25 protein-coding genes are annotated in these 26,211 nt (G+C 59.0%); 16 read left to right on the top strand and 9 right to left on the bottom strand.

Annotation, left to right across the window (positions count from 1 at the left end):
* Nucleotides 1-387: 387 nt before the first annotated feature.
* Entirely contained in the window at nucleotides 388-1,788 is a 1,401-nt protein-coding gene (gene lpdA, locus HW450_RS06050; RefSeq protein ID WP_182387073.1) for a dihydrolipoyl dehydrogenase, read from the top strand.
* A 133-nt stretch (nucleotides 1,789-1,921) separates the two neighbouring features.
* On the opposite strand, the gene ramB is transcribed toward lpdA, so the two are convergent.
* Entirely contained in the window at nucleotides 1,922-3,349 is a 1,428-nt protein-coding gene (gene ramB / locus HW450_RS06045) for an acetate metabolism transcriptional regulator RamB (RefSeq protein ID WP_182387072.1), read from the bottom strand.
* Between the two features lie 404 nt (nucleotides 3,350-3,753).
* Here ramB and HW450_RS06040 point away from each other — a divergent pair, with 404 nt between their 5' ends.
* From HW450_RS06040 to HW450_RS06015, 6 genes are all read left to right on the top strand, one after another.
* Nucleotides 3,754-4,509: a succinate dehydrogenase cytochrome b subunit gene (locus HW450_RS06040; protein WP_182387071.1), complete on the top strand. Its 756-nt coding sequence runs from the start codon at nucleotides 3,754-3,756 to the stop codon at nucleotides 4,507-4,509.
* A gap of 18 nt (nucleotides 4,510-4,527) precedes the next feature.
* Complete coding sequence (locus HW450_RS06035) at nucleotides 4,528-6,534, top strand: fumarate reductase/succinate dehydrogenase flavoprotein subunit (protein ID WP_182387070.1); 2,007 nt, start codon at nucleotides 4,528-4,530, stop codon at nucleotides 6,532-6,534.
* A complete protein-coding gene (locus HW450_RS06030; protein WP_182387069.1) occupies nucleotides 6,534-7,283 on the top strand; it encodes a succinate dehydrogenase/fumarate reductase iron-sulfur subunit in 750 nt (249 codons plus the stop codon). Before HW450_RS06035 ends, HW450_RS06030 begins: the two co-directional genes overlap by 1 nt.
* A gap of 42 nt (nucleotides 7,284-7,325) precedes the next feature.
* Complete coding sequence (locus HW450_RS06025; protein WP_182387068.1) at nucleotides 7,326-7,670, top strand: hypothetical protein; 345 nt, start codon at nucleotides 7,326-7,328, stop codon at nucleotides 7,668-7,670.
* 200 nt (nucleotides 7,671-7,870) lie between these two features.
* Complete coding sequence (locus tag HW450_RS06020) at nucleotides 7,871-9,151, top strand: DUF445 domain-containing protein (protein WP_182387400.1); 1,281 nt, start codon at nucleotides 7,871-7,873, stop codon at nucleotides 9,149-9,151.
* Between the two features lie 40 nt (nucleotides 9,152-9,191).
* On the top strand, nucleotides 9,192-9,479 hold the full coding sequence (locus HW450_RS06015) for a DUF2516 family protein (protein ID WP_182387067.1): 288 nt from the start codon (nucleotides 9,192-9,194) through the stop codon (nucleotides 9,477-9,479).
* Nucleotides 9,480-9,483: 4 nt separating this feature from the next.
* On the opposite strand, the gene purU is transcribed toward HW450_RS06015, so the two are convergent.
* Nucleotides 9,484-10,377, bottom strand: coding sequence for a formyltetrahydrofolate deformylase (purU, locus tag HW450_RS06010; protein ID WP_182387066.1), 894 nt, complete (start codon nucleotides 10,375-10,377; stop codon nucleotides 9,484-9,486).
* Nucleotides 10,378-10,415: 38 nt separating this feature from the next.
* Here purU and deoC point away from each other — a divergent pair, with 38 nt between their 5' ends.
* Complete coding sequence (deoC, locus tag HW450_RS06005) at nucleotides 10,416-11,048, top strand: deoxyribose-phosphate aldolase (protein ID WP_182387065.1); 633 nt, start codon at nucleotides 10,416-10,418, stop codon at nucleotides 11,046-11,048.
* On the opposite strand, the gene HW450_RS06000 is transcribed toward deoC, so the two are convergent.
* From HW450_RS06000 to HW450_RS05990, 3 genes are read right to left on the bottom strand one after another with little or no spacing between them, the layout of a single operon-like run.
* On the bottom strand, nucleotides 11,045-11,839 hold the full coding sequence (locus HW450_RS06000; protein WP_182387064.1) for an LmeA family phospholipid-binding protein: 795 nt from the start codon (nucleotides 11,837-11,839) through the stop codon (nucleotides 11,045-11,047). The genes deoC and HW450_RS06000 overlap by 4 nt on opposite strands.
* A gap of 26 nt (nucleotides 11,840-11,865) precedes the next feature.
* The gene (locus tag HW450_RS05995; protein ID WP_182387063.1) at nucleotides 11,866-12,666 is read right to left on the bottom strand and encodes a methyltransferase domain-containing protein; all 801 of its coding nucleotides are present in this window, start codon (nucleotides 12,664-12,666) and stop codon (nucleotides 11,866-11,868) included.
* A 14-nt stretch (nucleotides 12,667-12,680) separates the two neighbouring features.
* Nucleotides 12,681-13,166: a DUF2505 domain-containing protein gene (locus HW450_RS05990; RefSeq protein WP_182387062.1), complete on the bottom strand. Its 486-nt coding sequence runs from the start codon at nucleotides 13,164-13,166 to the stop codon at nucleotides 12,681-12,683.
* 35 nt (nucleotides 13,167-13,201) lie between these two features.
* On the opposite strand from HW450_RS05990, the gene HW450_RS05985 reads away from it, so the two are divergent.
* Nucleotides 13,202-14,311, top strand: coding sequence for a UDP-N-acetylmuramate dehydrogenase (locus HW450_RS05985; protein ID WP_407926303.1), 1,110 nt, complete (start codon nucleotides 13,202-13,204; stop codon nucleotides 14,309-14,311).
* Nucleotides 14,301-14,996, top strand: a complete 696-nt coding sequence (locus HW450_RS05980) for a metal-dependent transcriptional regulator (RefSeq protein ID WP_182387060.1) — start codon at nucleotides 14,301-14,303, stop codon at nucleotides 14,994-14,996. Before HW450_RS05985 ends, HW450_RS05980 begins: the two co-directional genes overlap by 11 nt.
* Here HW450_RS05980 and HW450_RS05975 read toward each other — a convergent pair.
* Entirely contained in the window at nucleotides 14,952-15,518 is a 567-nt protein-coding gene (locus HW450_RS05975) for a hypothetical protein (protein ID WP_182387059.1), read from the bottom strand. The two genes, HW450_RS05980 and HW450_RS05975, sit on opposite strands and share 45 nt — an antisense overlap.
* Nucleotides 15,519-15,630: 112 nt before the next feature.
* Here HW450_RS05975 and nrdI point away from each other — a divergent pair, with 112 nt between their 5' ends.
* From nrdI to HW450_RS05960, 3 genes are read left to right on the top strand one after another with little or no spacing between them, the layout of a single operon-like run.
* Nucleotides 15,631-16,065, top strand: a complete 435-nt coding sequence (gene nrdI, locus HW450_RS05970; RefSeq protein WP_182387058.1) for a class Ib ribonucleoside-diphosphate reductase assembly flavoprotein NrdI — start codon at nucleotides 15,631-15,633, stop codon at nucleotides 16,063-16,065.
* Between the two features lie 14 nt (nucleotides 16,066-16,079).
* A complete protein-coding gene (gene nrdF / locus HW450_RS05965) occupies nucleotides 16,080-17,078 on the top strand; it encodes a class 1b ribonucleoside-diphosphate reductase subunit beta (protein WP_407926281.1) in 999 nt (332 codons plus the stop codon).
* A gap of 29 nt (nucleotides 17,079-17,107) precedes the next feature.
* A complete protein-coding gene (locus HW450_RS05960) occupies nucleotides 17,108-17,683 on the top strand; it encodes an NADPH-dependent FMN reductase (RefSeq protein ID WP_182387057.1) in 576 nt (191 codons plus the stop codon).
* Here HW450_RS05960 and HW450_RS05955 read toward each other — a convergent pair.
* A complete protein-coding gene (locus tag HW450_RS05955) occupies nucleotides 17,658-19,367 on the bottom strand; it encodes a long-chain-fatty-acid--CoA ligase (protein WP_182387056.1) in 1,710 nt (569 codons plus the stop codon). The two genes, HW450_RS05960 and HW450_RS05955, sit on opposite strands and share 26 nt — an antisense overlap.
* Before the next feature lie 64 nt (nucleotides 19,368-19,431).
* Complete coding sequence (locus tag HW450_RS05950; RefSeq protein ID WP_182387055.1) at nucleotides 19,432-21,141, bottom strand: long-chain-fatty-acid--CoA ligase; 1,710 nt, start codon at nucleotides 21,139-21,141, stop codon at nucleotides 19,432-19,434.
* Between the two features lie 134 nt (nucleotides 21,142-21,275).
* On the opposite strand from HW450_RS05950, the gene mshA reads away from it, so the two are divergent.
* Nucleotides 21,276-22,541: a D-inositol-3-phosphate glycosyltransferase gene (gene mshA / locus HW450_RS05945; protein ID WP_182387054.1), complete on the top strand. Its 1,266-nt coding sequence runs from the start codon at nucleotides 21,276-21,278 to the stop codon at nucleotides 22,539-22,541.
* On the opposite strand, the gene HW450_RS05940 is transcribed toward mshA, so the two are convergent.
* Nucleotides 22,538-24,061 (bottom strand): catalase, encoded by a 1,524-nt coding sequence (locus HW450_RS05940; RefSeq protein WP_182387053.1) that lies wholly within the window; start codon nucleotides 24,059-24,061, stop codon nucleotides 22,538-22,540. The genes mshA and HW450_RS05940 overlap by 4 nt on opposite strands.
* Nucleotides 24,062-24,223: 162 nt before the next feature.
* Here HW450_RS05940 and HW450_RS05935 point away from each other — a divergent pair, with 162 nt between their 5' ends.
* Both HW450_RS05935 and HW450_RS05930 read left to right on the top strand, forming a co-directional pair.
* Entirely contained in the window at nucleotides 24,224-24,970 is a 747-nt protein-coding gene (locus tag HW450_RS05935; protein ID WP_182387052.1) for a phosphoglyceromutase, read from the top strand.
* A gap of 7 nt (nucleotides 24,971-24,977) precedes the next feature.
* Nucleotides 24,978-26,210 carry a sensor histidine kinase gene (locus HW450_RS05930; protein ID WP_182387051.1) on the top strand — a complete coding sequence of 411 codons (1,233 nt, stop codon included), beginning with the start codon at nucleotides 24,978-24,980 and terminating at the stop codon, nucleotides 26,208-26,210.
* The last annotated feature ends 1 nt before the right edge of the window (nucleotide 26,211 follow it).

Below are 26,211 nucleotides of genomic sequence, written 5' to 3'. Positions count from 1 at the left end.
TAACAAAGTAGCAGGAAAACTGTGGCGTGTGTGACTAAATGGCAGTATTGTTACAAATGATGTTAATGTGGTTTCGCACATGTAACGAAATGACGCGTTTCTTCGGTTGAGTAGAGGTAACGTGTTGCTCAATTTTCACTCAAAGCTTTAAGGAAACATCATGCAGATTTTTGAACAGCTCATCCTGGCCATCAACTACGCTCTGGGCCCAGTCCTCCACGCAACTTCCTCCGGAATCTCTAACGCTATTCTGTCGGCTGGCTTGATTTAAGTTTTCTCGCTGATTGCGAGGAAAAGGGCGTCGAAAAGCGTGCATAAACGCACCTCGGCGCCCTTTTTTCTGCCCAACTCTCCCCAATGTTGCCTAGGGTAAGTATCCTTGATGGCGTGACTGAACATTATGACGTAGTAGTTCTCGGCGCTGGCCCAGGTGGCTATGTGTCCGCCATCCGTGCAGCCCAGCTTGGACTGAAGGTTGCAGTAGTAGAAAAGCAGTACTGGGGTGGTGTCTGCCTCAACGTTGGCTGTATCCCATCCAAGGCGCTGCTGAAGAACGCAGAAGTTGCGCACATCTTCAATCACGAAGCGAAGACCTTCGGCATTTCCGGTGACGTCTCCTTCGATTTCGGAGTCGCGCACGCGCGTTCCCGCAAGGTATCTGAGGGCATCGTCAAGGGTGTCCACTACCTGATGAAGAAAAACAAGATCACCGAAATCGACGGCTGGGGCACTTTCAAGGATGCCAAGACCATCGAGGTAGACGGCAAGACCATCACCTTCGATAACTGCATCATCGCTACCGGCTCCGTCGTTCGCTCCCTGCCTGGAGTGGAAATCGGCGGCAACATTGTCTCCTTCGAAGAGCAAATCCTCGATTCCAACAAGCCAAACTCCATGGTCATCGTGGGTGCGGGCGCGATCGGCATGGAATTTGCCTACGTGCTGTCCAACTACGGCGTGGACATCACCATCGTGGAGTTCATGGATCGTGTGCTTCCTAACGAGGACGCCGACGTTTCCAAGGCCATCACCAAGGAATACAAGAAGCTGGGCGTTAAGCTCCTGACGGGCCACAAGACCACCGCCATTCGTGACCTCGGCGAGGGCAAGGGTGTCGAAGTGGATGTCGAATCCAAGGACGGCTCCAAGTCCGACACCATCAAGGCTGACCGCGTTATGGTCTCCATCGGTTTCGCGCCACGCACCGAAGGCTATGGCCTGGAAAACACCGGCGTGAAGCTCACCGAACGTGGCGCCATCGAAATCGACGACTTCATGCGCACCAACGTCGACGGCATCTACGCCATCGGCGATGTCACTGCCAAGCTCCAGCTGGCACACGTTGCGGAAGCACAGGGCGTAGTCGCAGCTGAAACCATCGCAGGCGCAGAAACCATGGAACTCGGCGACTACATGATGATGCCACGCGCCACCTTCTGTAACCCACAGGTCGCATCCTTCGGCTACACCGAAGAGCAAGCGAAGCAGAAGTGGCCAGACCGCGAGATCAAGGTCGCTACCTTCCCATTCTCCGCAAACGGCAAGGCACAGGGCCTCGCCGAGACCGCAGGCTTTGTCAAGCTCGTCGCCGACGGTGAATTCGGAGAACTGCTGGGTGGCCACATGGTCGGTGCTGGCGTTTCCGAAATGCTCCCAGAGCTCACCCTCGCGCAGAAGTTTGACCTGACCGCGGAGGAAATCGGACGCAACGTCCACACCCACCCAACTTTGTCCGAGGCAATGAAGGAAGCCGCCGAAGGCATCGTTGGCCACATGATTAACCTCTAGGTTCTCCCGCACGAGAAAAGCTCCCCTGCTTGTGCGGGGGAATTTTTATTGGCTTAGGGAGGGTGAATTTCTGGCTCGAAATGACCAAAAACCACCCCCGTTCTGGCCAATCGGAACCAGAAATCCGTCCTGGTTAGTAAGGTGCCACCGTGGACTCGTGTGCGTCGATGTGAATGTTGCGGTGCACCGGCGGGAAGGCGCGTTGGGCGCAGTTGTCTCGGGTACACACGCGGCAGCCAGCTCCGATGGGGGTTGCTGCGTTCATGTCTTCTAGGTCGAGTCCTTCGGAGTAGATGGTGCGGTCGGCGTGGCGTGCTTCGCAGCCGAGACCAATGGCGAAGAGTTTCCCGGGTTCGCCGTAGCGTCCGCGGTGGTGTCGGACGGTTCGGGATACCCACATGTAGTTGCGGCCATCAGGCATTTGGGCGAGTTGTCGCATGATGGTGCCGGGGTTGGTGAATGTTTCGTAGACATTCCAGAGTGGGCAGGTGCCGCCGGAGTGGGTGAAGTGGAATCCGGTGGCGGATTGGCGTTTGGACATGTTGCCGGCGCGGTCTACGCGGACGAAGGTGAAGGGGATGCCGCGGAGTTGGGGGCGTTGCAGGGTGGAGAGTCGGTGACAGGTGGTTTCGTAGCCGACACCGTAAAGCTGGCAGAGGTATTCGATGTCGTAGCGTGATTTTTCGGAGTCGTTGTGGAAGCTGCGGTAGGGGAGCATGAGTGCGGCTGCGAAGTATTGTGCGACGCCGCGCATGGCTAGTTCGTAGGATTCGGGCGAGGTGAAGTGACCTTCGTCGACATAGGACTTGATCACGGCGTGTGCTTCGAGGTGGCCAAGCTCAGATGCCATACGGAAGGCGCGCTGGCCGGGGTCGAGGCGGGTGGACAGGGTGAGGTCCCGGGTGTCGGGGTCATAGCGGTGCAGGATGCCACCGACTTCACTGGCCGAGTGGATGTTCACCCCGTGGACGGTGCGCAAGCGGTGCGCGATGGAGTCTTCGGTGGCGCGGATGTCGTTGGGGCCGATGCTCAGTTCGTTGGCGATGCGTTCAGCCTGGGTGTCGACCCCGTCGAGGTAGTTTTGGCGGGCGTAGAAAAAGTCGCGAACCTCTTCGTGTGGCATGGAGAGCGCTTGCGAAGCGGAAGTTGGGGCGTCGGGCGTGGGCGAATGGCGCGTATCGACGGCCAGGTTCAACTTATCTCGGACGTTTCGGTAACGCCGGTGCATATCTACCATGGCGCGGGCAAGGGTGGGGTGATTGTAGACCATCTCCGAGATCTCTTGCAGTTCGACGGAGGTGGGGCAGATCTCCTTATCCAGGACGACGTCTTGAACTTCGGCGAGCAACCGGGAGTCATCATCGCGGGAGAAGAAGGTTGCGTCAACACCAAAAGATTCGGTGATGCGAAGCAACACGGGGACGGTGAGTGGGCGCACGTCGTGCTCGATCTGGTTGACGTAACTAGCAGAGAGGCCGAGGGTCGCGGCTAGCGAAGCCTGGCTTAAGTCACGCTCACGGCGCAATTGGCGAAGGCGTGAGCCCACATATGTCTTTCCCATGTGAACACCATAGCGTGATGGGAGTCACCTTTGCATGAAAACTTCACAAGTTTTTACAAAGCTAATTCTGCAATTAGCTAAAGTAACAAAGCTCCTGCTAGAAAAGGGAATTAGCGAGCGAAATTGTTGCTAAATTCGCAAGCGCTTTAATCAATCTTTCGATTGATCTAAAAAAGGGGGAGTGTGATGTCCGAAATGGCAGCGTGTGATCAAGCGCACAGTTTATTGAAAACGTGCAGCATGGTTACCGTTGTTACTGGTGGGACTAGTTAATTACATGGTTCCCGCCTGGGAAAAACCTGCCAATAATTGGCCATTCATGAGTGCTCGAAGTCACATGGGTGGTTGTTGAGTGGTTCTTTCGGGGCGCCAGGTCGTAAAGTAGTAGCGACACTGGAGGTGCCATGACTGTTAAATTTGATGACCGTGACGCAGTCGCTCACGGCAAGATTACTGAAAAGCCGCTACGTGAGCGGCCATCCTATCCAACTTGGGCGCTCAAGCTGACCATGGCGGTCACGGGCGTGATTTTCGGACTGTTCGTACTGGTCCACATGATCGGTAACCTGAAGATCTTCCTGCCGGATCACGGCGAAGAGAAGGCTATCGACGTCTACGCAGAGTTCCTGCGCACCGTTGGTGAGCCACTATTCCCTCGCGAGGGTATTCTGTGGATCTTCCGCATCGTGCTGCTGGTATGCCTTGTACTTCACGTATACGGCGCATTTGCGCTCGTTGGCCGTGCAAAGCAGTCCCGAGGCAAGTTCAAGCGCACCAACCTCATCGGTGGTCTGAACTCTTTCACCGCGCGCTCCATGATCGTGACCGGCGTGGTGCTGCTGCTGTTCATCATCTTCCACATCCTGGATCTCACCCTTGGTGCAGCCCCAGCTGCATCTGATTCCTTCGAGCACGGCGCTGCTTACGCTAACCTGATCGCGTCCTTTAGCCGCCCAGGTGTAGCGATCTTCTACATCGTCGCCATGCTGATCCTGTTCCTGCACCTGTCTCACGGTCTGTGGACCGCAGTGAGCGACCTCGGCATCACCGGAAAGCGCTGGCGCGCCGTGCTGCTCTTCGTTGCTTACCTGATCCCAGCTGCAGTGCTTGTGGGCAACAGCATCATTCCTCTGGCCGTTCTCTTTGGCTGGATTAGCTAGGTCGGAAGGTAAGAATTAATGAGCACTCATAACGAAACCGCACCGAAGCCAGAGTTCAACGCTCCTGCTTCCGTTGTCCCTGGTGTTTCCATCGGCTCCGTGCTGGAATCCGCTCTTCCTGAGGGTGTTTCCTACAAGGATGCATGGGAATACCAGAAGGATCACTACGATCTCGTTTCCCCGCTGAACCGCCGTAAGTTCCGCATCCTCGTCATCGGTACCGGTCTGTCCGGTGGTGGCGCTGCTGCAGCTCTCGGTGAGCTCGGCTACGACGTTAAGGTCTTCACCTACCACGATGCCCCACGCCGTGCACACTCCATTGCTGCACAGGGTGGCGTCAACTCCGCTCGTGGTAAGAAGGTCGACAACGACGGCGCATACCGCCACGTCAAGGACACCGTCAAGGGCGGCGACTACCGCTCCCGTGAGGCTGACTGCTGGCGTCTGGCCGTAGAATCCGTCCGTGTTATCGACCACATGAACGCCATTGGCGCACCATTCGCTCGCGAATACGGCGGCACCCTTGCCACCCGTTCCTTCGGTGGTGTGCAGGTTTCCCGTACTTACTACACCCGTGGTCAGACAGGCCAGCAGCTGCAGCTGTCTTGTGCAGCAGCGCTGCAGCGCCAGATCCACAAGAAGTCCGTTGAAATCTTCACCCACAACGAAATGGTTGACCTGATCATCAACGAAGTTGATGGCCAGAAGGTCTGCCAGGGCGTGATCATGCGTAACCTGATCACCGGTGAGCTCAAGGCTCACACCGGCCACGCTGTTGTGCTGGCCACCGGTGGCTACGGCAACGTGTACTACATGTCCACGCTGGCGAAGAACTCCAACGCTTCCGCCATCATGCGTGCTTACGAGCGCGGCGCATACCTCGCATCGCCGTCCTTCATTCAGTTCCACCCAACCGGCCTGCCGGTTAACTCTGAATGGCAGTCGAAGACGATTCTGATGTCTGAGTCGTTGCGTAACGACGGCCGTATTTGGTCTCCTAAGAAGCCAAAGGACGATCGTCCAGGCAACGACATCCCTGAGGAAGAGCGCGATTACTTCCTGGAGCGTCGTTACCCAGCGTTCGGTAACCTCGTGCCTCGTGACGTCGCATCCCGTGGTATTTCCCAGCAGATCAACGCAGGCCTGGGCGTCGGCCCGCTGCACAACTCTGTGTACCTCGACTTCCGCGACGCTATCCAGCGCCTCGGTGAGGATGTTATCCGTGAGCGTTACTCCAACCTCTTCGAGATGTACGAAGACGCCATCGGTGAGAACCCATACAAGGTTCCGATGCGTATCGCACCGACCTGCCACTTCACCATGGGTGGTCTGTGGACCGACTTCAACGAGATGACGTCCATCCCAGGTCTGTTCGCTGCCGGCGAGTGCTCCTGGACCTACCACGGCGCAAACCGACTCGGCGCAAACTCCCTGCTGTCCGCATCCGTTGACGGCTGGTTCACCCTGCCATTCTCCGTGCCTAACTACCTGGCTAAGCACCTCAACGAGCCACGCCTCGCCGAGGACAGCCCAGCTGCAGTGAAGGCACTGCAGGAAGCTCAGGCTCGCATCGACAAGCTGATGAGCATCAACGGTGAGCACGGCCCTGAGTTCTTCCACCGTCAGCTCGGCGATATCCTCTACTTCTCCTGTGGTGTTGCCCGCAACATCGAGGACCTGAAGAAGGGCATCGAGGACATCCGCAAGCTGCGCAAGGAATTCTGGTCCAACCTGCGCATCACCGGTAGCCCAGAAGAGATGAACCAGGTTCTGGAGTACGCCAACCGCGTGGCCGACTACATCGACCTCGGCGAACTCATGTGTGTCGACGCGCTCGACCGCGATGAGTCCTGTGGTGCGCACTTCCGTGACGACCACCTTTCCGAAGAAGGCGAAGCAGAACGCGACGACGCCAACTGGTGCTTCGTTTCTGCATGGGAGCCAGCAGGCGAAGACAAGTTCATCCGCCACGCTGAGCCTCTCTACTTCGAAGCCGTCCCGCTGATGACAAGGAATTACAAGTAATGAAACTGACTCTTGAAATTTGGCGTCAGGCTGGACCAAACACCGAAGGTCACTTCGAGACTGTCCAGGTCCCAGACGCAGTTGAGCAGATGTCCATCCTCGAGCTTCTCGACCACGTCAACGAAGGCATGATCGAGGCCGGCAAGGAGCCATTCGCATTCGCCTCTGACTGCCGCGAGGGCATCTGTGGTACCTGTGGCCTCAACGTCAACGGTCGCCCACACGGTGCAGACAAGAACAAGCCAGCCTGCCAGCAGCGCCTGGTGAGCTACAACGACGGTGACACTCTCAAGATCGAACCACTGCGCAGCGCAGCGTTCCCTGTCATCAAGGACATGGTCGTCGACCGCTCCGCTCTGGACCGCGTCATGCAGCAGGGTGGCTACGTCTCCGTTGACGCTGGTACCGCTCCAGATGCAGACACCCTGCACATGAACCACCAGACCGCTGAGCTGGCTCTGGACCACGCAGCCTGCATCGGCTGTGGCGCATGTGTGGCTGCCTGCCCTAACGGCGCGGCACACCTGTTCACCGGTGCAAAGCTCGTTCACCTCTCCCTCATGCCAATGGGCAAGGAAGAGCGTGGCAAGCGTGCCCGTCAGATGGTTGACCAAGTGGAAACCACCTTCGGTCCATGTTCCCTCTACGGCGAGTGTGCTGACGTCTGCCCAGCTGGTATCCCATTGACCGCAGTTGCTGCGATCAACAAGGAGAGGGCTCGTGCTTTCTTCTCTGCAAAGGACCACTAAGCTGTAAGTAATTGCAGCTTTTGAGAAAGGCGACTAGCTAACATGAACGACAGCAAAGCTCTCCAGGATTTCCCTGTATACGAGGGAACCATCGAGGCCAACTACGTTGAGGGTTACCACCCTGTGAGCTACGAGGCACCACACTCCTCCTTGCTCCGTTCCTCCACGTGGATCGGCATGGGCCTGGTTTTGGCTTCTCTCGCTGGTTTCGGCATCCTGATCTTCGGGTTCGGCGCTAAGACTGTTGGATCTCAGGAAAACTGGGACCTCTACGCCGTGGTCGGTGGCGTTCTCGCCGTCGTCTTCCTCGTGGCAGGATTCGGCGCGATTTTTGCTGGCCGCAGCGAGCTCCGTAAGTGGCGTGCCCGCACTGGTCGAAACGACTAGTTAACCACCCCGCTCACAGCCCCGTCTGCTCACCTGAAAGGGTGAGTTGGCGGGGCTGCTTTAGTTAGGGCAGAAAGGAAAATCGAGCGTACGGATGGGACGAAAACTGCCGTAAAAATCCCATCGGTACGCTAAATTCCCATGGTCTTCATCACTGATGGCGTCGATAAGCGATAATGGCAGTTATGTCTACATCAACCATGCCCACCCCGGCCGATGAAGCAGAGCGCCGCGTCGCCCTGAAACGCCACAAGTTCCTCGCTACAGCATTGCTAGGCGTCGCGGCAGTGATTTTCCTGAGCTGTCGTTACGCTGAGGCACGGCTCGGGATCACCGGCGCATGGATCGGATATGTGCGGGCTGCTGCCGAAGCGGGAATGGTCGGTGGCCTTGCAGACTGGTTTGCTGTCACCGCACTGTTTAAACATCCGATGGGGCTCAAGATTCCGCACACGGCGATCGTGAAGCGGAAAAAGGATCAAGTTGGCGTAGCGATGTCGGACTTCATCAGCTCCAACTTCCTCAACGCTGAGCTCATCACAGAAAAAGTGCGCGAGTTTGGCATCCCGGAAAAGCTCGCGAGCTGGCTCGTGGATCCAGCGAATGCTGACAAGGTTTCTGCTGAAGCCGGTCGTCTCACCGTCAACGTGGTACGTGCGATGGATCCAGCGGACGCGGAACAGCTTATTAAGACGGTGTTGGTGGATAAAGCGGCAGAGCCGCGGTGGGGGCCTCCGCTGGGCAAGTTGCTGGAACAACTCATCGAGGACGGTAAAACTGAACCACTCGTGGAAGAAACCGTGCGTTGGGTGCACCGCAAAGTCACAGACAACCAGGCGTTCATTGTGGAAATGGTGGACGAACGGCTGCCCCGTTGGGCCCCGAGGTTTGTTCATGATCTAGTGGGTGACAAGGTGTACCGGGAGGCAGTGGAGTGGACCTCCGCCGTCGCACACAACCCCGACCATGAGGCGCGCCAGGCCTTGCGGGACTTCATCGATCGCTTGGCTCACGACCTGCAGCACGACGAGGTCATGATCGCTAGGGTCGAGGACTGGAAGCACGACGTGATGGGGTCACGCCCTGTCCTGAACGCGCCACAGCAACTGTGGGCGGCAACCTCTCGGGGCATCATCGCAGCTGCCTCTGACCCGGAGTCGCCCCTGCGCACTAAGATCGCCGAGTCGGCGGTGGTGTGGGGCAACAACCTGCGGGATGACTCGGACCTGAGGCAGTCTTTGGACCGACGCATTACGGGGGCGACGCGCTTCCTGGCGGACAACTACGCTCCAGCGGTAGCCGAGATCATTTCAGAGACCGTGGCCCGCTGGGATGCAGAAGAAGCAGCCGATAAGATTGAGCTGATGGTGGGCAAAGACCTGCAGTACATCAGGCTGAACGGCACCATCGTCGGTGCACTCGCTGGTCTTGCTATTTACGCGGTCTCCCAACTGCTGTTTGGTTCAAGCCTGTTAGGATGAGGGATCAGTTGAACGTTGTGACACAGCAAAGGATGAGCCGATGCCAATAACCCCAGATTTCATCTACGCGTGGGTAAATCAACTGCTGTACTGGTTGATGGCTGGCGTGGCCCTGTACGGGGCCGTCCTTGTTGCCGCTACCCGTGAGGATGCGTTTTCCGCGGCGGATCGCCAGGGCAAGTGGGTGTGGTGCGCGATCTTGGTCGGTTCGGCATTCGCGATCGCGACCAAGATGATGTTCCTGAGCTGGATCGGATTGGTTGCCGTGGGCGTGTTCTTCTTTGACGTCCGCCCACAGCTCAAAGACATTTTGAGTGGCCGCTGGTAGGAGGTTACACCAGGATCACGGTGTGATTGCCGTGGACCAGCACGCGGTCTTCCAGGTGGAAACGGAGGCCGCGGGCGAGTACCTGCTGTTCCGCGTCACGACCAATGCGCTGCATGTCCGCAGGGGTGTCCTTGTGGGAGATGCGGATGACGTCCTGTTCGATGATGGGGCCATCGTCCAGGTCGGAGGTGGCGTAGTGGCAGGTAGCACCGATGAGTTTCACGCCACGTTGGTACGCCTGGTGGTAGGGGCGAGCGCCCATGAATGATGGCAGGAAGCTGTGGTGGATGTTGATGGCGCGGCCAGCCCACATTTCGCACAGGTCGGCGGGCAGGATCTGCATGAACCGGGCGAGCACGATCGCGTCCGGTTCATGAGCATTGACGATGGCAGCAACCTTGTCGAAGGCCTTCCGCTTGCCGACGGCGTCCTTCGGAAACGGAATGTAGTGGAAATCGATACCGTGAGCTTCGGCAATCGGCCGGAGATTCTCATGGTTACCAATGACGGCGGCAACTTCCATCGGGTAGTCGTTTTGCGCGACGCGGCCGAGGAGATCGTGCAGGCAGTGACCCTCCTTAGACACCAGAATGACGGCCTTCTTGCGGTGGGCGTTATCGTAGAGGCGCCATTCGACATGCTCACCGATGGAATCGGCGATCGCGGCGAAACGTTCCTGGAGCTCCTCGAAGCTGATGCTGATCGAGGACGCGCGCACTGCCTGACGGGTGAAGAACCAGCCGGAATGTGCGTCCGTGAAGTAGTCTGCCTCCACGATCCAGCCACCGAGTTCCTGGATGAATGCGGAAATACGGGCGACGATGCCGGTGGTGTCTTGGCAGCTTAAGGTCAGGATGTACTGGTGTTCGTCAGTGTCAGGGAGAGCTACAGGAGTCATGCCTGAATATCTTACTGTGGTGTGAATATAGTGAAGACATGAGTCACGATCTGGCCCCTTTGCTTGAGTACACGCTGTTGGATCCGCTTGCGACGACCCGGGACGTCGCAAAGCTGGCGGAAGACGCCCACGCCCTGGGGGTGCCCACCATCTGTGTGCCGCCACACCTGCTGCACGCCGTCGCCGAGTCGGAGCTGACAGTTGCGACGGTGTGCGGTTTCCCGCACGGCACACACCACCCGCTGATCAAAGCGACGGAGGCGCGGTTCGCGGTGCAAAACGGCGCTACCCATATTGATTTGGTGCCGAATCTCGGGGCGATCAGTAGCGGCGATATGAACCAGCTGCTCTCGGAGATCGTGGCGGTGCGTGAGGCGATCACTGATCATGTCACCCTGAAAGTCATCCTCGAGACGGCGGCGTTTCCGGAAGAGAAGATCGTTATGGCAGCGCAGATCGCGGAAAAGGCAGGCGCTGACTACGTAAAAACCTCCACCGGTTTCCACCCCGCGGGCGGGGCAACGGTGGAGGCAGTGCGTCTGCTCGCTCAAACGGTACGCATCCCGATTAAAGCGTCGGGAGGGATTCGCACCGTGGAGATGTCACGGGAATTGATCGCGGCAGGCGCGAGCAGGCTGGGAGTATCCCGCCCGCGAGACATCCTGGCCTAGCGAGTGTGGGCTCGCTGTTGTTCCTCAAGGCTGCTGAGCGGGACATCGTCGCCCGAGAACCGCAACCGAACGCCATATTCCTCCACTACTACCTCGTCTACTGAAAGGTCAGAAGCGGCTTGGTCTGCTTGCTTCGCTAGCGCCTTAGAGATCGTTTCGGTGATTGACGAGGGAAGGTCCAATCCCAGCAGGTTAGCTTGTTCGGCTTCAAAAATGAGGCCACCGTTGGTGGCGATCGGCCTGAGCGTCAGGGTGGCTGCCCCGTTAGAGAATTCCACTTTCACGGCGTTCTCGGCTGCGACAGCATCGAACTTGGTGATCTTCACCAGGCCATTAATCAGCTGCGATGTGAGATCGTTGCCACTAGCAGCCTTCTGATTCGCCACGCCCGCCTGCGCTTGGGCGAGCAGGAAATCCTCCGGCAGTTCGGTCTCCGCCTCAAGATGCCCAGCGATCGGGTTGTTGCGGTCGGAGATGTTCAGATCGGAAATCATCACATGCGAGGCGGGATCCCCGACGATGCTCGGTGCGCCGTTGGGGCCGTCAGCGATGGTGTACGTTGCCGGGGTACGCATCTCCACCGAAGGAATGACACCGGTCAGCTGCGACAACAGTACCGGGGTGGGGCCGAACTTGATGGATGGCTCTTCTTGAGCCTGCCCAGTGGAGGAGGCGAACTCCTTCTTCATTTGGTCGCTAATTGCCCAGCGCAAGCCGAACTCGGCGGCGATCAGGAGCAGCGCGAGGACGAGCGCGATGGTGATGAATGCTTTCCAGATTTTTTTGGTCACAATCAACCAGTGTGGCAAACGGGACGCTAGTTCGCCACAAAGTCCCACGGCACTGTGATCGTATTGTCACGTATGCGACGCCGGATGGGGGTGTGGGGGATGGCGTCGTCAAGCAGGGCGCGCGCCTCGCGCCAGCGCACCCGGGGGCCGAAGGTGGCGTAGCCGGCGGCGCGGTCCCAGGCGTCGTCGAGGGCGCGTAGCAGGTCATAGATGGCGGTGCCGGGGATGTTGCGGTGGATGAGCTTTTTGGGAAGGCGCTCCGCGAGGTCGCTGGGCTTATCGACGTCCATCGGGTCCCACGCTAACGTGAGCGACCGGGGGCCACTGGAGTCCAGTAACACCCAGCAGGAGCGTCGGCCCAGTTCATCGCAGGTGCCCTCCACAAACAATCCGCCGGGTGCGAGCCGGGAGCAGACCTCGGACCATGCTTCATCCACTTGGGCGACATCGTATTGGCGCAGCACATTAAAGGCGCGGACCAAGTTGGGCTGGTAGCCGGCAAGCTCAAAGCCGCCCAGTTCGAAGGTGACACCATCACGGGGAGGCAACACTCGTTCGGGGTTGATCTCTAGTCCCGTCACGTGGATGTCCGGGCGGATCCGGCGTAGCCAACCGGCCCATTCCACCGTGGTGGTGTGGGAGGCACCGTAGCCAACATCAAGGGCCAGCGGGTGCGCTACATCGAGTGCCGCGTGGATATCCGGGTGGTAGCGCATCCAGCGATCACAGCGCCTGAGCCGGTTGATATTGGTGGTGCCCCGGGTAATAACGCCGATAGGCCGACCTTTGCTCGCGGAAAACCGCAGGTTGTGAGCGTGGTCGGCCATGAGGTACGAGAAGTTTAGAGGTTCTCGGAGATCCACTTTTCGGTCAGGGCAGCCTCGTTAGCGAAGAAATCAACGAGGGCTTCAGCGACCTTAGGCTCAATCGCAGGGCCCATGAATGGGATGTCCACGGTGACTTCGTTGGCGTAGGTCAGGGTGGTGGTCTCCTCGCCGGAGATGGTGATGTCGCCCTTGAAGTCCACTGGGGTGCCCTTGACATCGGCGGTGTAGGATCCGCCGGTGGAACCCAGCTTGACCACGCGCTTGACCTTCAGCGCCTGGGAAATCATTGCTCGTGCTGCCTCTGGCATCAGCTCCTGTGGGAGGATCTCGTAGAGGACAACTTCGACGCTGTCATCAGTCTGGGTGAACTGGTGCACCTCTCCTGGTTCGGTGGAGAAGTTAGCTACGTTGTATGCCCAGTACTCAGCGCTCGAGTATGCCTCAAGCACCTTTGCTGGTGGAAAATTAATAGTTGCGGTGTTCTCACTACGCTTAGCCATGAATACAGACTACCGTTATTGGTGTGCATGACCTACTGCTGACCCAAAAACTCGCCGATATTCGTCCACAGATTGATCGAATTCCCGACCTTGAGCTGGAGGAAACGGCGCTACGTGATCTCACCACCCTGCGCGTGGGGGGCGAGCCACTGCTCACTATGCGCTGCTATTCTCCGGCCGCGGCGGCTTCCGTGGTGACGTTGCTCGATTTCCACAAAGTCCCGCTCCTTATCGTCGGTGGTGGCTCCAACCTCGTGGTGGCCGATGGCGACCTCGACATTGTGGCGGTGGTCTTGGACTTTGACTCCGTTTCCGTGGACCCGGAGAGTGGGCTGGTACATGCGGAGGCTGGTGCGCAGTGGGACGACGTGGTCTCCCTCGCTGTCGGGGCTGGGCTCGGCGGGATTGAATGTCTCTCTGGCATCCCAGGGTCGGCGGGTGCTGTCCCCGTGCAAAATGTGGGGGCGTACGGTGCAGAAATTTCCAGCGTGCTCACTCGGGTCCGGCTGCTGGATCGGGTGAAACGCGAGGTGACGTGGGTACCCGCGGAGGCACTGGAGCTGGGATACCGCTACTCCAACCTGAAATTTACCTCCCGCGCTGTGGTACTGGACATCGAGCTGCAGCTTGACCCTTCCGGGATGTCGGCACCATTGCGGTTTGGTGAACTGGCCCGTCGTTTGGGGGCAAACGGTGCGGGAGAACGTCGTCCAGCAGGCGAGGTACGTGAGGCCGTGCTTGAGCTACGCGCCGGTAAGGGAATGGTGTTGGATTCTGCGGATCATGACACCTGGTCAGCAGGTTCGTTTTTCACTAACCCGGCCGTCGATAATCGCGTGGCTGACTACGTTCGGAACGTGACGGGCGACGACACCATGCCGTGCTACCCGATTGCCGATTCTGACCAATCGAAGCTGTCGGCAGCGTGGCTGATTGAACGCGCCGGGTTCCCCAAGGGATTCCCCGGCGGTGACGCTCCTGCGACACTGTCCACCAAGCACACGCTCGCGCTGACCAACCGGGGTGGCGCTACGGCAGCGGATATCGTGTCGCTTGCGCGAGTGATCCGCGCCGGGGTGGATAAGAAGTTCGGTGTGCTGCTGGAACCGGAGCCGGTGTGGGTGGGGATTCGGATTGACGAATAACAACACACAACCCGTCACTTCCTTGGAGGAGCTATCCGCGAGTCACCAGAATTACGTCAAGGCGCTGTGGGGGCTGCAGGAGTGGTCGGCGGAGCCGGTGACCAAGACGGCGCTGGCGCAGCAGGTGGGGGTGAAGCTGTCCACTGCTTCTGATGCGGTGCGTAAGCTGCAGGAACTCAAGCTGGTGAATGATACCCGCTATGGTGCGGTGACGCTGACGGAAACGGGCCGCCAGCTCGCCATTCAGATGGTGCGACGCCACCGACTCATTGAGGCGTTCCTGGTCAGTGCGCTGGATTTTGAGTGGGATCAGGTACACGCGGAAGCTGAGGTGCTGGAGCACGCGGTGTCCGATTTTTTGGTTGACCGGATTGAGGAGAAGCTGGGGTTCCCGGATCGGGATCCGCATGGTGATCCGATCCCAAGCAGGGATGGTTCGGTTGACCGTTTGGAGGCGGTGGCGCTGTCGGAGGTGCCTGCTGGGAGCGTGGTCACCGTGGAGCGAATCAGTGACGCGGACCCGGCGCTGCTGCGCTATTTTTCGGAGCAGGGAATTGTGGTGGGGGCTGCGCTGACGGTGTCGGAATCCGGGCCGTTTAGTGGTTCGGTTGCGGTGACGGTGGGGGATCGGAACGTGCAGTTAGCGCTGGGGGTCGCCCGTGGGGTGTGGGTGCGCGTCGATTAGCTCGATGGTGTAGCCGGTGAGCCGGCCGGTGAAGCGGAAGTCGGTGGTGTGCGCGTTGTCGCGAAACACCACTTCCACGGTGCCGCAGGAAGGGAGTTGGCGTGCCAGGGGTGAGGTGGCGCTGAAGGTCAGAGTGGAGTCTGTGGTGGCTTCGAGGTAGGGGTCGTGTAGGACAAAGGGGGTTCCGGCGCGGGTTGTTCCTGCGATAAGGGCGCAGTGGGTGTGAAGCAGCGTGCTTAACGACGGCACAATCCGTAACTCCGGTCGCGCAGCCGGGATGTGTTGCTGGGGTACGTGCAGCGGGGGCGGAGGGGCCATGGTTCGGGCGGTGTCCATAAAGTGGTCGAGCTTGGTTGGCGGTTCTGACTGGAGAAACACGTGGAACATGCGAGCGATTCCGTGCAGCGTGGCGGTGGGGTCTGATGCTGAGGTGAGGAGACGGTGGGCGCCTACGAAGTCGCCGTCTCTGAGCTGTTGGAACAAGGTGATGGATTCTAGCCAGGCTCCTTGAGGTTGGGTCACGAAAACTCCTCTGCGATTTTACAAACTACGCCTTGCCGTAGTTAAGTCTACGCAGTACCGTAACACTATCGTTGTGTGAACGCTAGCAAGCTGAAATGAGGAGGCACCACCAGTGCGCACATTCGCGCCCGAGCAATCCCCAGAGATTGTGTATTTCTCCAGCGTTTCGGAGAACACCCATCGCTTTGTTGAGCGGCTCAACCGAACCGCTGCCCGCATTCCTCTGAATGTGAAAACCGAGCCGATGATCGAAGTGTCACGGCCATACGTGCTGGTAGTGCCCACCTACGGCGGTGGAAACCGGCGCCACGCGGTACCAAAACAAGTCATCGCATTTTTAAACAATCCCACCAACCGCAGTCTGCTTCGAGGCGTGATCACCTCCGGAAACACCAACTTCGGTGAGGACTACTGCATTGCTGGCCCCATCATCGCTAGCAAATGTGGCGTCCCAGAGATGTACCGTTTCGAGCTCCTCGGCACCAGGGATGACGTAGAACGCGTGACCCAAGGGCTGGACAAGTACTGGCAAGAACACCCTCGTTAGGAAAGGAAAAATCTGTGCGCGATATGTCGCAATCACCCCCGGGGTTTCGCAAGGATCCCACGGTTCCGCTCCGTCCCATTAACTGGAACCGGATGGACGATGAGAAAGACCTGGAGGTCTGGAACCGACTCACTGCCAACTTTTGGCTGCCGGAGAAAGTTCCGCTGTCCAATGACGTGAAAGACTGGCAGAGCCTGAGTCCCATCGAACAACAACAAACCATCCGGGTGTTCACGGGGCTGACCATGCTCGATACCGTCCAAGCCACAGTGGGAGAAATCTCCCAGATCCAGGACGGGCTCACTGACCACGAGCAAGCGGTGTACACCAACATCGCATTCATGCAGTCGGTGCACGCGCGATCCTACTCCTCGGTGTTTTCCACCCTCACCAGTACTCCGGAGATCGACGCAGCCTACCGCTGGGCGGTGGACAATGACCTGCTGCAGCAGCGGGTGCGCTTGGTCATGCAGTACTACTACGGTGAGGACTCCCTCAAGCGGAAAGTGGCCACCACGCTGCTTTCTTCGCTGCTGCTGTACGCCGGGTTTTATCTCCCCCTGCACTTCGCTGCGCACGGAAAACTGATGAACACCGCGGACATGATCCGGCTGATCCTGCGTGATAAAGCTGTGCACGGCTACTACTCCGGCTACAAGTTCCAGCGCGGTTTGGAGCACCACGGGGAGCACCGGCGCCAGGAACTCGAAGAGTTCACCTTCGATCTGCTGGAACAGCTGTACAACCTCGAGCTGGAGTATTCCCGCGAGCTGTACGAGCCTCTCGGTCTCTACGAGGACGTCGCCGTCTTCGTCCGCTACAACGCGAACAAAGCCCTCATGAACCTAGGCTTCGGGGATCGTTTCGCTGCGGAAGAAACCGAGGTCCGACCGGAGGTGTTGGTGGCGCTCGCCCCTGGGGCAGACGAAAACCATGATTTCTTTTCCGGGTCCGGATCGTCCTACGTCATCGGCCAGGCCGAGATGACGGATGACTCAGACTGGGATTTCTAGTTTCAACCTCTACTCATAGGAGAAAACACATGACCTACACCGTAAGCGTCCTGGTAGGAAGCCTCCGCGCGCAGTCGTACGCGCGCAAGATTGCGAAGAATGCTGTGGCTATGTTCCCGGAGGATTTCACCGCAAACATCGTGGAAATCGGGCAGCTGCCGCTGTACAACTTTGACTACGATGACCCGCAGGTTCCGGAGCCGACGCTCCCGGAGGAGTACACGCAGTTCCGGGAAACCATCAAGGCCTCGGACGGCATCTTGTTTGTCACCTCGGAGAACAACCGCACGATTCCGGCATGTCTGAAGAATGCCATCGACATTGGCTCCAAGCCGAATCACGACGTGGCGTGGAAGAACCGCCCTTGTGGCGTGATTAGTCACTCCGTGGGTCGCATGGGCGGGTATAGCTCCCAGAAAAATCTCCGGCTGGCACTGTCGTATTTTGATATGCCGACGGTGGGCCAACCGGAGGTCTTCCTAGGCAAATCGCCCGAGCTCATCGGGGAGGACGGCACCTTTGCCGTGGCCTCCACCGAGGAATTCGTGCGCGATTACATCACGCGGTTCGCAGACCTGGTTAGGACGCACCGTAGCGCTCGATAAGCTGGTCGCGCACTTCACGACGCCGAATCTTCCCCATCTGGTCCTGTGGCAGATGCTCGAAGTGGTAGAACGTGCGCGGCACCTTGTAGCGGGTGAGTAGCTCACGGCAGTGGGCTTTCAGCCCGTCAGGGTCCATGACTGCGCCTTCAGCCAGCGTGATCGCGGCCACGACATTCTCGGATCCGTCTCCGCGTGGCATACCGACGACGGCGCATCCAGCCACATCAGGGTGAGTGAGAAGAACATCTTCCACTTCCACCGGGTAGACGTTGAAACCGCCGGTGATGATGACTTCCTTGATCCGGGCGACCAGTTTGATGAAGCCGTCAGGTTCCATGATTCCGACATCGCCAGTGCGGTACCAGCCGTCATGGAAGGACTCGGCGGTCGCTTCCGGCTGGTTGAGGTAGCCCTGGAACACCTGTGGCCCCTTGGCTAGCACCTCGCCGGCGACACCGTCGGGCTGGGTTTCATCCAGGTTGTCCGGGTTCGCGATACGGATGAGGGTGTCTGGGAACGGCAACCCGATGTATCCGGGGCGCCGACCGCCGTCCATTGGATTGCCCACGAGGATGGGGGAGCATTCGGTGAGCCCGTAGCCCTCCACCAGGCGGCCGCCGGTGAGGTTCTCCCAGCGCTCCACGATTGCGACCGGTAGCGTCGATGCGCCGGAGAAGGAGTTACGAACACCGGTGATATCCAGGCCGGAGCTTTCCGCAGCCTCGGCGATCTTTTCATACAGCGTCGGCACGCCAGGCAGGAACGATGGCGTGTTCTTCCGCATGATCTTCATGATCAGTTTCAGGTCCGGTGCGGGCAGCAGATTCATCTCGGAGCCACATCGAACAGCGAGCAACACACCCGTGGTGAGCCCGTAGGCGTGGAACATCGGCAGGGCGGAGAGGAACTTTTCGTGGGAATCGCCAAGGCCAGGAACCCACGCGATGGCCTGTTCCAGGTTGGCGGAAAGGTTGCCGTGCGACAGCTGCGCGCCTTTCGGGGTTCCGGTGGTGCCGGAGGTGTAGAGAATCAGCGCGATGGAGTCAGTGGTGACGCACTCCGGCGCAGTCAGGTTCGCGCCATTACCTCCAATTGCATTGCCGATGAGCAGTTCCCATGGCACCGTGTTAGGTGCCTCGCCGGAAAGCTTGTCGCGGGTTTTGCGAAGCGCAGGGATTGGAAGCTGCAGCGCGAGACGCTGCGGGGTCGGCATTGCCTCGATCATGTTGACCGAAACGATGGTTTCCAGCGACGTCGTGCCACGAAGCTTCTCCAACGTGGGAGCTGCCTTGTCCCAAGCGATAGCGATGCGCGCGCCATGATCGTGGAAAGGGTGCTCGAGTTCATGCGCGGTGTACAGCGGGTTGTGCTCCACCACAGTGGCGCCGAGCAGCAACACCGCGTAGAACGCGGCAACATGTTGCGGACAGTTCGGAAGCAGGATGGCGACGCGATCCCCAGGTCGCACACCGAAGGCCTTCAGGCCGGCTGCGGCCCGACGGACCTGGCGATCCAACTCCGCGTAGGTTTGGGTTTTGCCAAAAAAATTGATTGCGACGCGATCCGCATGCTCCTTCACGGAAGCCTGGTAGGAGTCCAGTAGCGTGGTGTCGCCGTAGTCCACCGTGCGTGGCGTCCATTCGGCGTACAGATCGAACCAGGCCCGAGTATCAAAAGCTGACATGCAGTTACCTTTCCAGTTGTTAGTATGGGGAAAGTATAACTGCTACCTGCCGTCGTAAAGTGCGTTAGTGCTGAGCGTAACGTTCGATGAGCTGTGCCTGCACTTCTCGACGCCGCACCTTGCCCAACTGATCCGCAGGAAGTTCCTCGAAGTGGTAGAACGTGCGGGGCACCTTATAACGGGTGAGCATCTGACGGCAGTAATCCTTCAATCCGTCCGGATCCATCGCCGCCCCCTCAGCGAGGGTAATCGCGGCGACGACATTCTCCGAACCATCAGAACGAGGCATGCCCACCACGGCGCAGCCCGCGATATCCGGGTGAGCCATCAGCACTTCCTCCACCTCACCAGGGTAAACATTGAAGCCGCCCGTGATGATCACTTCCTTGAGCCGCGCCACCAACCGCACGAAGCCGTCCTCCTCCATCACGCCGATGTCACCGGTGCGGTACCAACCGTCATGGAAGGAATCGGCGGTGGCCTCCGGCTGGTTGAGATAGCCCTTGAACACCTGCGGTCCCTTGACCAGGAGTTCGCCTTCCACCCCGTCCGGCTGCGTCTCGTCCAGGTTCTCCGGATTAGCAATGCGCACCAACGTATCGGGGAACGGCACACCCACGTACCCAGGGCGACGGTTGCCGTCCATCGGATTGCCCGTCACGATCGGGGAACACTCGGTCAGGCCGTAGCCTTCCACGAGTCGGCCGCCGGTGAGCGCCTCCCACTTATCCACCGTCTTGACCGGGAGAGAGGACGCCCCAGAGAAGGACGCGCGGACACAAGAAATATCCACGCCAGACTCGGTGGCAGCCTCCACGATCTTTTCGTACAGCGCCGGAACGCCCGGGATCCACGTCGGGCGGTACTTCTTAATCGCCTTCATGATCAGCTTCATATCGGGGGCCGGCAACAAGAGGAACTCAGCGCCCACGTACACACCTTCGAGCACCATCATCGTCATGCCGTACGCGTGGAAGAACGGCAACGCAGCCAGGAACACTTCCTTTTGCTCGCCCAGGTTCGGCACCCACGCCTTGCCCTGAATGACATTTGCCATGAGGTTGCCGTGGGTGAGCTGCGCCCCCTTCGGCGCCCCCGTGGTCCCAGAAGTGTAAAGGATCAACGCGACGGTATCCGTGGTCACATCATCCGGGGACTCCAGGTCCCGGCCGTCACCACCAATTGCGGAACCCACCAGCACCTCCCATGGCACCGTGTTTGGGGCCTCGGCGGTGATACTTGCGCGTGCCTTGCGCATCTGCGGAATCGGCAAGCGCAATGCCGCGCGCTGCAACGACGGCATCGCTTCCGTCATGTCCACCGCAATGATGGTCTCCAGCGGTGTGGTGGCGCGCAGTTTCTCCAGCATGCCCGCGGCTTTATCCCAGGCAATAGCGATACGCGCGCCGTGATCTTGGAATGGGTGCTCCAGCTCATGGGCCGTGTACAGCGGGTTGTGCTCAACCACCGTGGCGCCCAACTTCACCACCGCATAAAACGCGATGAGGTGTTGAGGGCAGTTCGGCAGCAGGAGCGCCACCCGATCTCCGGGACGCACCCCAAAAGCCTTGAGGCCAGCCGCCGCCCGGCGCACCTGCCGGTCGAGCTCAGCATAGGTTTGGGTGCGGCCGAAGAAGTTCGTTGCAGTCTTATCCGCATTCCGGGCCAGATTGGCATCGTAGCTGTCGAGGATGGTGGTGGTGCCGTAATCCAGCTGGTGAGGCACCCACTCGGGAAAGTGCTGGAGCCAGCTCTTCGCTTCAAATGCAGACATGCCAAAACGACCTTTCATTGGGTTTTATGTGCCCCCAAGTATAGGACTTTCCTGCGTCGCCTTTTGTCAGGGCTGGTTAGTGCGGGTCCGTGCTGCCCTCACTCACTCGATGACGGTGACCTAGAATATGCCACATGCGCATCGCGATGATCTCTATGCATACCTCGCCACTACAGCAGCCTGGTTCAGGTGATGCTGGTGGGCTGAATGTCTACGTGCTGAACACTGCCCGGGAGTTGGCTAAGCAGGGTATTGACGTGGACATTTACACGCGCGCAACTCGCCCTAGTCAGGGGGAGATTGTGACGGTTGCGGATCATCTGCGGGTGATCAATATTGTTGCCGGGCCTTATGAAGGGCTGGAAAAGGAAGAACTACCGACTCAGCTGGCGGCGTTCGCTGGTGGAATCTTGGTGTTCGCCCGTTGCCATCACCGCACCTATGACCTGGTGCATTCCCACTATTGGTTATCTGGTCAGGTGGGTTGGCTGCTTCGTGATGTGTGGCAGGTGCCTCTTGTCCATACCTCTCACACGCTTGCTGCGGTGAAGAATGCGCACCGTTCGGAGTTTGACCAGCCGGAATCTGAGGCGCGTCGCATTTGTGAACAGCAGATTGCCGACAACGCAGATCTATTGGTTGTCAATACGATGGAGGAAGCCAAGGATTTCGAGCGACACTATGACACCGACGATGAAAAGGTCGCCGTAGTCGCGCCGGGCGTGAATATCGAGCTGTTCAATCCCGGGAATGATCGCGCTACGGAGCGTTCGCGTCGTTACCTCGGCATTCCAATCCACACTAAGGTCATTGCGTTTGTGGGTCGCCTCCAGATTTTTAAAGGGCCGGATGTGCTGATTCAGGCGGTAGCGGAGATGGTGCGCCGGAACCCTGATCTTAATTTCCAAGTGCTGATTTGTGGTGGAGCGTCGGGTGCGGTGGCGCAGGCAAACACGTATGTTGATCTGGTGAATTCGCTGGGCTTGCGGCGCTATATCCGGTTCTTGCCGCCTCGGCCACCGGAGGAGTTGGTGAGCCTGTATCGCGCGGCTGATGTGGTGGCGATGCCGAGCTATAACGAAACTTTCGGGCTGGTGGCCATGGAGGCGCAGGCCACAGGTACCCCGGTGGTTGCCGCACGCGTCGGTGGCTTGCCCTTCGCGATTGCGGAGGGGGTGACGGGCGTGTTCGTGGACGGGCACGACCCGGGCGAGTGGGCTGACGCGTTGGAGAGCATGCTTGACGACGACGAAGGCCGCATTCGCATGGCCCAAGAAGCCGTGGATCATGCCACACAATTCTCCTGGGCGACCACCGCGGAGCGCCTGGCGGGCGTGTATAACGAGGTGCTTACGGAAACGATGACCAGCTGTTATGACCGCCAGGCTGAGGGGAGTTAACTCTCCCAGAGTTCGCGGACGCGGGCTCCGAGATCTGGATCGACGTTGGTCCAATAGGTAAAGACGCGCTGCGCCAGTTCCTCGGATACGCCTTCCATCGCTGCGTTGATGTTGCCGGCCAGGCGTTCCCGAGCGGCGTCGTCAAGGACTTCGCGGACGAGGATGCCGGGTTGGATGAAGTCGTCATCCTCCGGGTGTTGGACATATGCTGCGCGCACCAAATCCTCGCCGTGTGGTGACGGGTTGACGTAGAGGTCGGTTGCCGGCCCGTAGCTAGCTCCCGAGCTGGAGGTCACCCCATCGTCCAGGTAGCCCGCTGGGCGGGGGCTGCCGTTGGGTGAGTACACCGGCTGGTCAGAATCGTTGAAGAAGTGGGTGCTAGCCCCGTCTTGGGCGTAAGAATGCACTGGGCAGGTCGGCCGGTTGACGGGGATCTGCTCGAAGTTGGCGCCGAGGCGGTAACGCTGAGTGTCCGGGTAGGAGAAACCGCGGGCCTGGAGCATCCGGTCCGGGGAGAACCCGATGCCTGGGACCAAGTTCGACGGAGAGAAGGCGGCTTGTTCGATCTGGGCGAAGAAGTTACGCGGATTGACGTTGAGCTCGAAGTATCCGACGGGGATCAGCGGGTAGTCCTTCTGTGACCAGGTCTTGGTGAGGTCGAATGGGTTCCAGCGGTAGCCTTCGGCTTCTGCTACCGGCATGATTTGCACTTTGACATCCCAGCGGGGGTAATCACCGCGGTCGATGGCGTCGTAAAGGTCAGCGCGGGCGTGGTCAGTATCGGTGAGGGTGTCGGCCTCGTCGTCGGTGATGTAGTCCCAGCCCTGCTGGGTCTTGAAGTGGTACTTCACCCAGAACACGTCGCCGTCAGCGTTTTGCCACTGGTAGGTGTGGGAGCCGAAGCCGTCCATGTGGCGGAAGTCGCGGGGACGGCCACGGTCGCCCATGAGGTAGGTGACCTGGTGGGCGGATTCTGGGGTGCGGGTCCAGAAGTCCCATTGCATTTCAGCGGAGCGCAGGCCGGTGCCGGGGTGACGCTTCTGGGAGTGAATGAAATCAGGGAACTTGATGCCGTCGCGGATGAAGAACACTGGGGTGTTGTTGCCGACGATGTCGTAGTTACCTTCGGTGGTGTAGAACTTCAATGCGAAACCGCGCACGTCACGCCAGTGATCAGGGGAGCCTTGCTCGCCAGCCACGGTAGAGAAGCGGGCCAGCATTGGGGTGACGGTTCCTGGTTGGAAGAGTGCAGCGCGGGTGTACTGTGACACGTCTTCGGTGATGTGGAGTTCTCCGAAGGCTCCGGAGCCCTTGGCGTGTACGACACGCTCTGGGATGCGCTCGCGATCGAAGTGGGCCAGCTTTTCGATGAGCTGGAAATCATCGAGCACGTTCGCGCCCTGCGCTCCGGAGGTGATGGAGATGTTTTCGGAGGCGACGGGGCAGCCGCTTAGGCGGGTGGTTGGCTCGGTGCTGCTTGGTAGCAACCCTTCGGTTGCTTTGTCATGTGCTGCAGACATATCTTTCTCCTTTCCCTTGCCGAGATATAAATAGCGTAATCCTCAGTTAATTACATGTCAATGATTGGAAAGGTTAATAATTCAATAGGTTTTTAGTATCCCATCCGTCAAGGGGGTAGAGATCCTCGGCAGATTCACCCAAACACTGGCAAAATAGAACCTATGACTACTGGAAAGCTGATTTTGCTGCGTCACGGCCAGTCTGAGTGGAATGCTTCCAATCAGTTCACTGGTTGGGTGGACGTGAATCTGACAGAAAAGGGCGAGGCTGAAGCAAAGCGCGGTGGCCAAATGCTCAAGGAAAAGGGCATTCTCCCTGATGTGCTTTACACCTCTTTGCTGCGTCGCGCGATCCGCACCGCAAACATTGCGCTCAATGAGGCTGACCGCCACTGGATCCCAGTTGTTCGCGACTGGCGTCTGAATGAGCGTCACTACGGCGCTCTGCAGGGCCTGAACAAGGCTGAGACCAAGGAAAAGTACGGCGAGGAGCAGTTCATGGCGTGGCGTCGTTCCTACGACACCCCACCACCGGAGCTCGCGGAAGATTCGGAATACTCCCAGGTGAATGACGTTCGTTACGCGAACCTGGACAAGGTGCCGAACACGGAATGCCTGTTGGACGTCGTGAAGCGCTTCGTGCCTTACTTTGAGGAAGAGATCCTGCCTCGCGCAGTGAAGGGCGAAAACGTCCTGATTGCAGCGCACGGCAACTCCCTGCGCGCATTGGTCAAGCACCTCGACGGCATCTCTGACGAGGACATCGCCGCACTCAACATCCCAACCGGTATCCCACTGGTGTACGAAATCGACGAAAACGGCAAGGTACTGAACCCAGGCGGCACCTACCTTGACCCAGAAGCTGCTGCGGCTGGTGCCGCCGCGGTGGCAGCACAGGGTGGCAAGTAAGCCCTAGATGTCGGTGCTGTTCGGATTCTTAGCGGGCGTAGCAACAGCTGCGCTCGCTTTTCCGGCTGCCGATTTTCTGAAGAAGCGCTACCGGCGACACAAAATTGCGGCCACCCTCTCCACAAACCAAGTCACAACGGTGAGTCAGGTGCTTCACCTGGCGGTGCAGGGCGCCCCGACAGGGATCGTGGTGGTGGATCGCACGGGCGATGTGATTTTGTCCAATGGCAAAGCACATGACATGGGTATCGTGCACGAACGCACCGTGAACCCCCAGGTGTGGGCAGTGACGGAAGAAGTCTTCGAAGATCAGGAAACGCGCACGCTGGACCTGAAAACCCCGAAGCGTCGCAAGGGGTCCCGTGTTACCGCAGTGCAGGCACACATCCAGCCACTCACGTTGGTGGACCTGCGGTACAACGTGATTTATTCCACCGACGAATCCGAGAATGTACGCATGGAATCAGCCCGCCGCGACTTCGTTGCCAACGTCTCCCACGAGCTGAAAACACCAGTGGGTGGCATGGCGTTGTTAGCTGAGGCGCTGCTGGAATCCAGCGATGACCAGGCCTCGGTGGAGTACTTTGGTACCCGCCTGCACAAGGAAGCCCACCGCATGGCGGACATGATCAACGAGCTCATCTCGCTGTCCAAACTGCAGGGCGCCGAGGCGTTGCCAGACATGGAGCCCGTGCTTGTCGACGACGTGGTCACCGACGCCATTGCCCGCACCCAACTCGCGGCTGATAATGCCGGCATCCACATTGCTGCCGGCCGGCCTTCCGGAAAATGGGTCAACGGGGACCACAGCCTGCTGGTGACGGCGATCGCGAACCTGATCAGCAACGCCATCAACTACTCGCCACAGTCTACTCCGGTTACCGTTTCGCAGAAAGTTACTGGCGATGGCACTATCCTCATTCGTGTGACCGACCGTGGCATTGGCATTAGCACGGAGGATCAGGCTCGCGTGTTCGAGCGGTTCTTCCGGGTGGATAAAGCGCGTTCCCGCAGTACCGGCGGGACCGGTCTTGGCCTGGCCATTGTCAAGCACGTGGCCGCTAACCATGGCGGCGCTATTAAATTGTGGTCGCGGCCCGGCACTGGGTCGACGTTCACACTTGAACTTCCCATTATCGAACCGGGATCTGGGGCGAAACTCGCCTCTGAACTAGCTGCCGAAATTCCCGCAGCTCAGCACAATCGCACGCTCCCGCGCGGCGAAAGGACAAAGGCTTAAG

The organism is Corynebacterium hindlerae, assembly GCF_014117265.1.
GTDB lineage: Bacteria > Actinomycetota > Actinomycetes > Mycobacteriales > Mycobacteriaceae > Corynebacterium > Corynebacterium hindlerae.
Note: the sequence above shows the minus strand (reverse complement) of the source record. Positions and strands in the feature narration are given on the sequence as shown.

Bases quoted from the DNA above. Each gene is read 5' to 3' on its own strand.
- ramB (WP_182387072.1), bottom strand. From the start codon at position 3,349: ATGGGAAAGACATATGTGGGCTCACGCCTTCGCCAATTGCGCCGTGAG.
- HW450_RS06040 (WP_182387071.1), top strand. From the start codon at position 3,754: ATGACTGTTAAATTTGATGACCGTGACGCAGTCGCTCACGGCAAGATT.
- HW450_RS06035 (WP_182387070.1), top strand. From the start codon at position 4,528: ATGAGCACTCATAACGAAACCGCACCGAAGCCAGAGTTCAACGCTCCT.
- HW450_RS06030 (WP_182387069.1), top strand. From the start codon at position 6,534: ATGAAACTGACTCTTGAAATTTGGCGTCAGGCTGGACCAAACACCGAA.
- HW450_RS06025 (WP_182387068.1), top strand. From the start codon at position 7,326: ATGAACGACAGCAAAGCTCTCCAGGATTTCCCTGTATACGAGGGAACC.
- HW450_RS06020 (WP_182387400.1), top strand. From the start codon at position 7,871: ATGCCCACCCCGGCCGATGAAGCAGAGCGCCGCGTCGCCCTGAAACGC.
- HW450_RS06015 (WP_182387067.1), top strand. From the start codon at position 9,192: ATGCCAATAACCCCAGATTTCATCTACGCGTGGGTAAATCAACTGCTG.
- purU (WP_182387066.1), bottom strand. From the start codon at position 10,377: ATGACTCCTGTAGCTCTCCCTGACACTGACGAACACCAGTACATCCTG.
- deoC (WP_182387065.1), top strand. From the start codon at position 10,416: ATGAGTCACGATCTGGCCCCTTTGCTTGAGTACACGCTGTTGGATCCG.
- HW450_RS05995 (WP_182387063.1), bottom strand. From the start codon at position 12,666: ATGGCCGACCACGCTCACAACCTGCGGTTTTCCGCGAGCAAAGGTCGG.
- HW450_RS05990 (WP_182387062.1), bottom strand. From the start codon at position 13,166: ATGGCTAAGCGTAGTGAGAACACCGCAACTATTAATTTTCCACCAGCA.
- HW450_RS05960 (WP_182387057.1), top strand. From the start codon at position 17,108: ATGACCTACACCGTAAGCGTCCTGGTAGGAAGCCTCCGCGCGCAGTCG.
- HW450_RS05955 (WP_182387056.1), bottom strand. From the start codon at position 19,367: ATGTCAGCTTTTGATACTCGGGCCTGGTTCGATCTGTACGCCGAATGG.
- HW450_RS05950 (WP_182387055.1), bottom strand. From the start codon at position 21,141: ATGTCTGCATTTGAAGCGAAGAGCTGGCTCCAGCACTTTCCCGAGTGG.
- mshA (WP_182387054.1), top strand. From the start codon at position 21,276: ATGCGCATCGCGATGATCTCTATGCATACCTCGCCACTACAGCAGCCT.
- HW450_RS05940 (WP_182387053.1), bottom strand. From the start codon at position 24,061: ATGTCTGCAGCACATGACAAAGCAACCGAAGGGTTGCTACCAAGCAGC.
- HW450_RS05935 (WP_182387052.1), top strand. From the start codon at position 24,224: ATGACTACTGGAAAGCTGATTTTGCTGCGTCACGGCCAGTCTGAGTGG.
- HW450_RS05930 (WP_182387051.1), top strand. From the start codon at position 24,978: ATGTCGGTGCTGTTCGGATTCTTAGCGGGCGTAGCAACAGCTGCGCTC.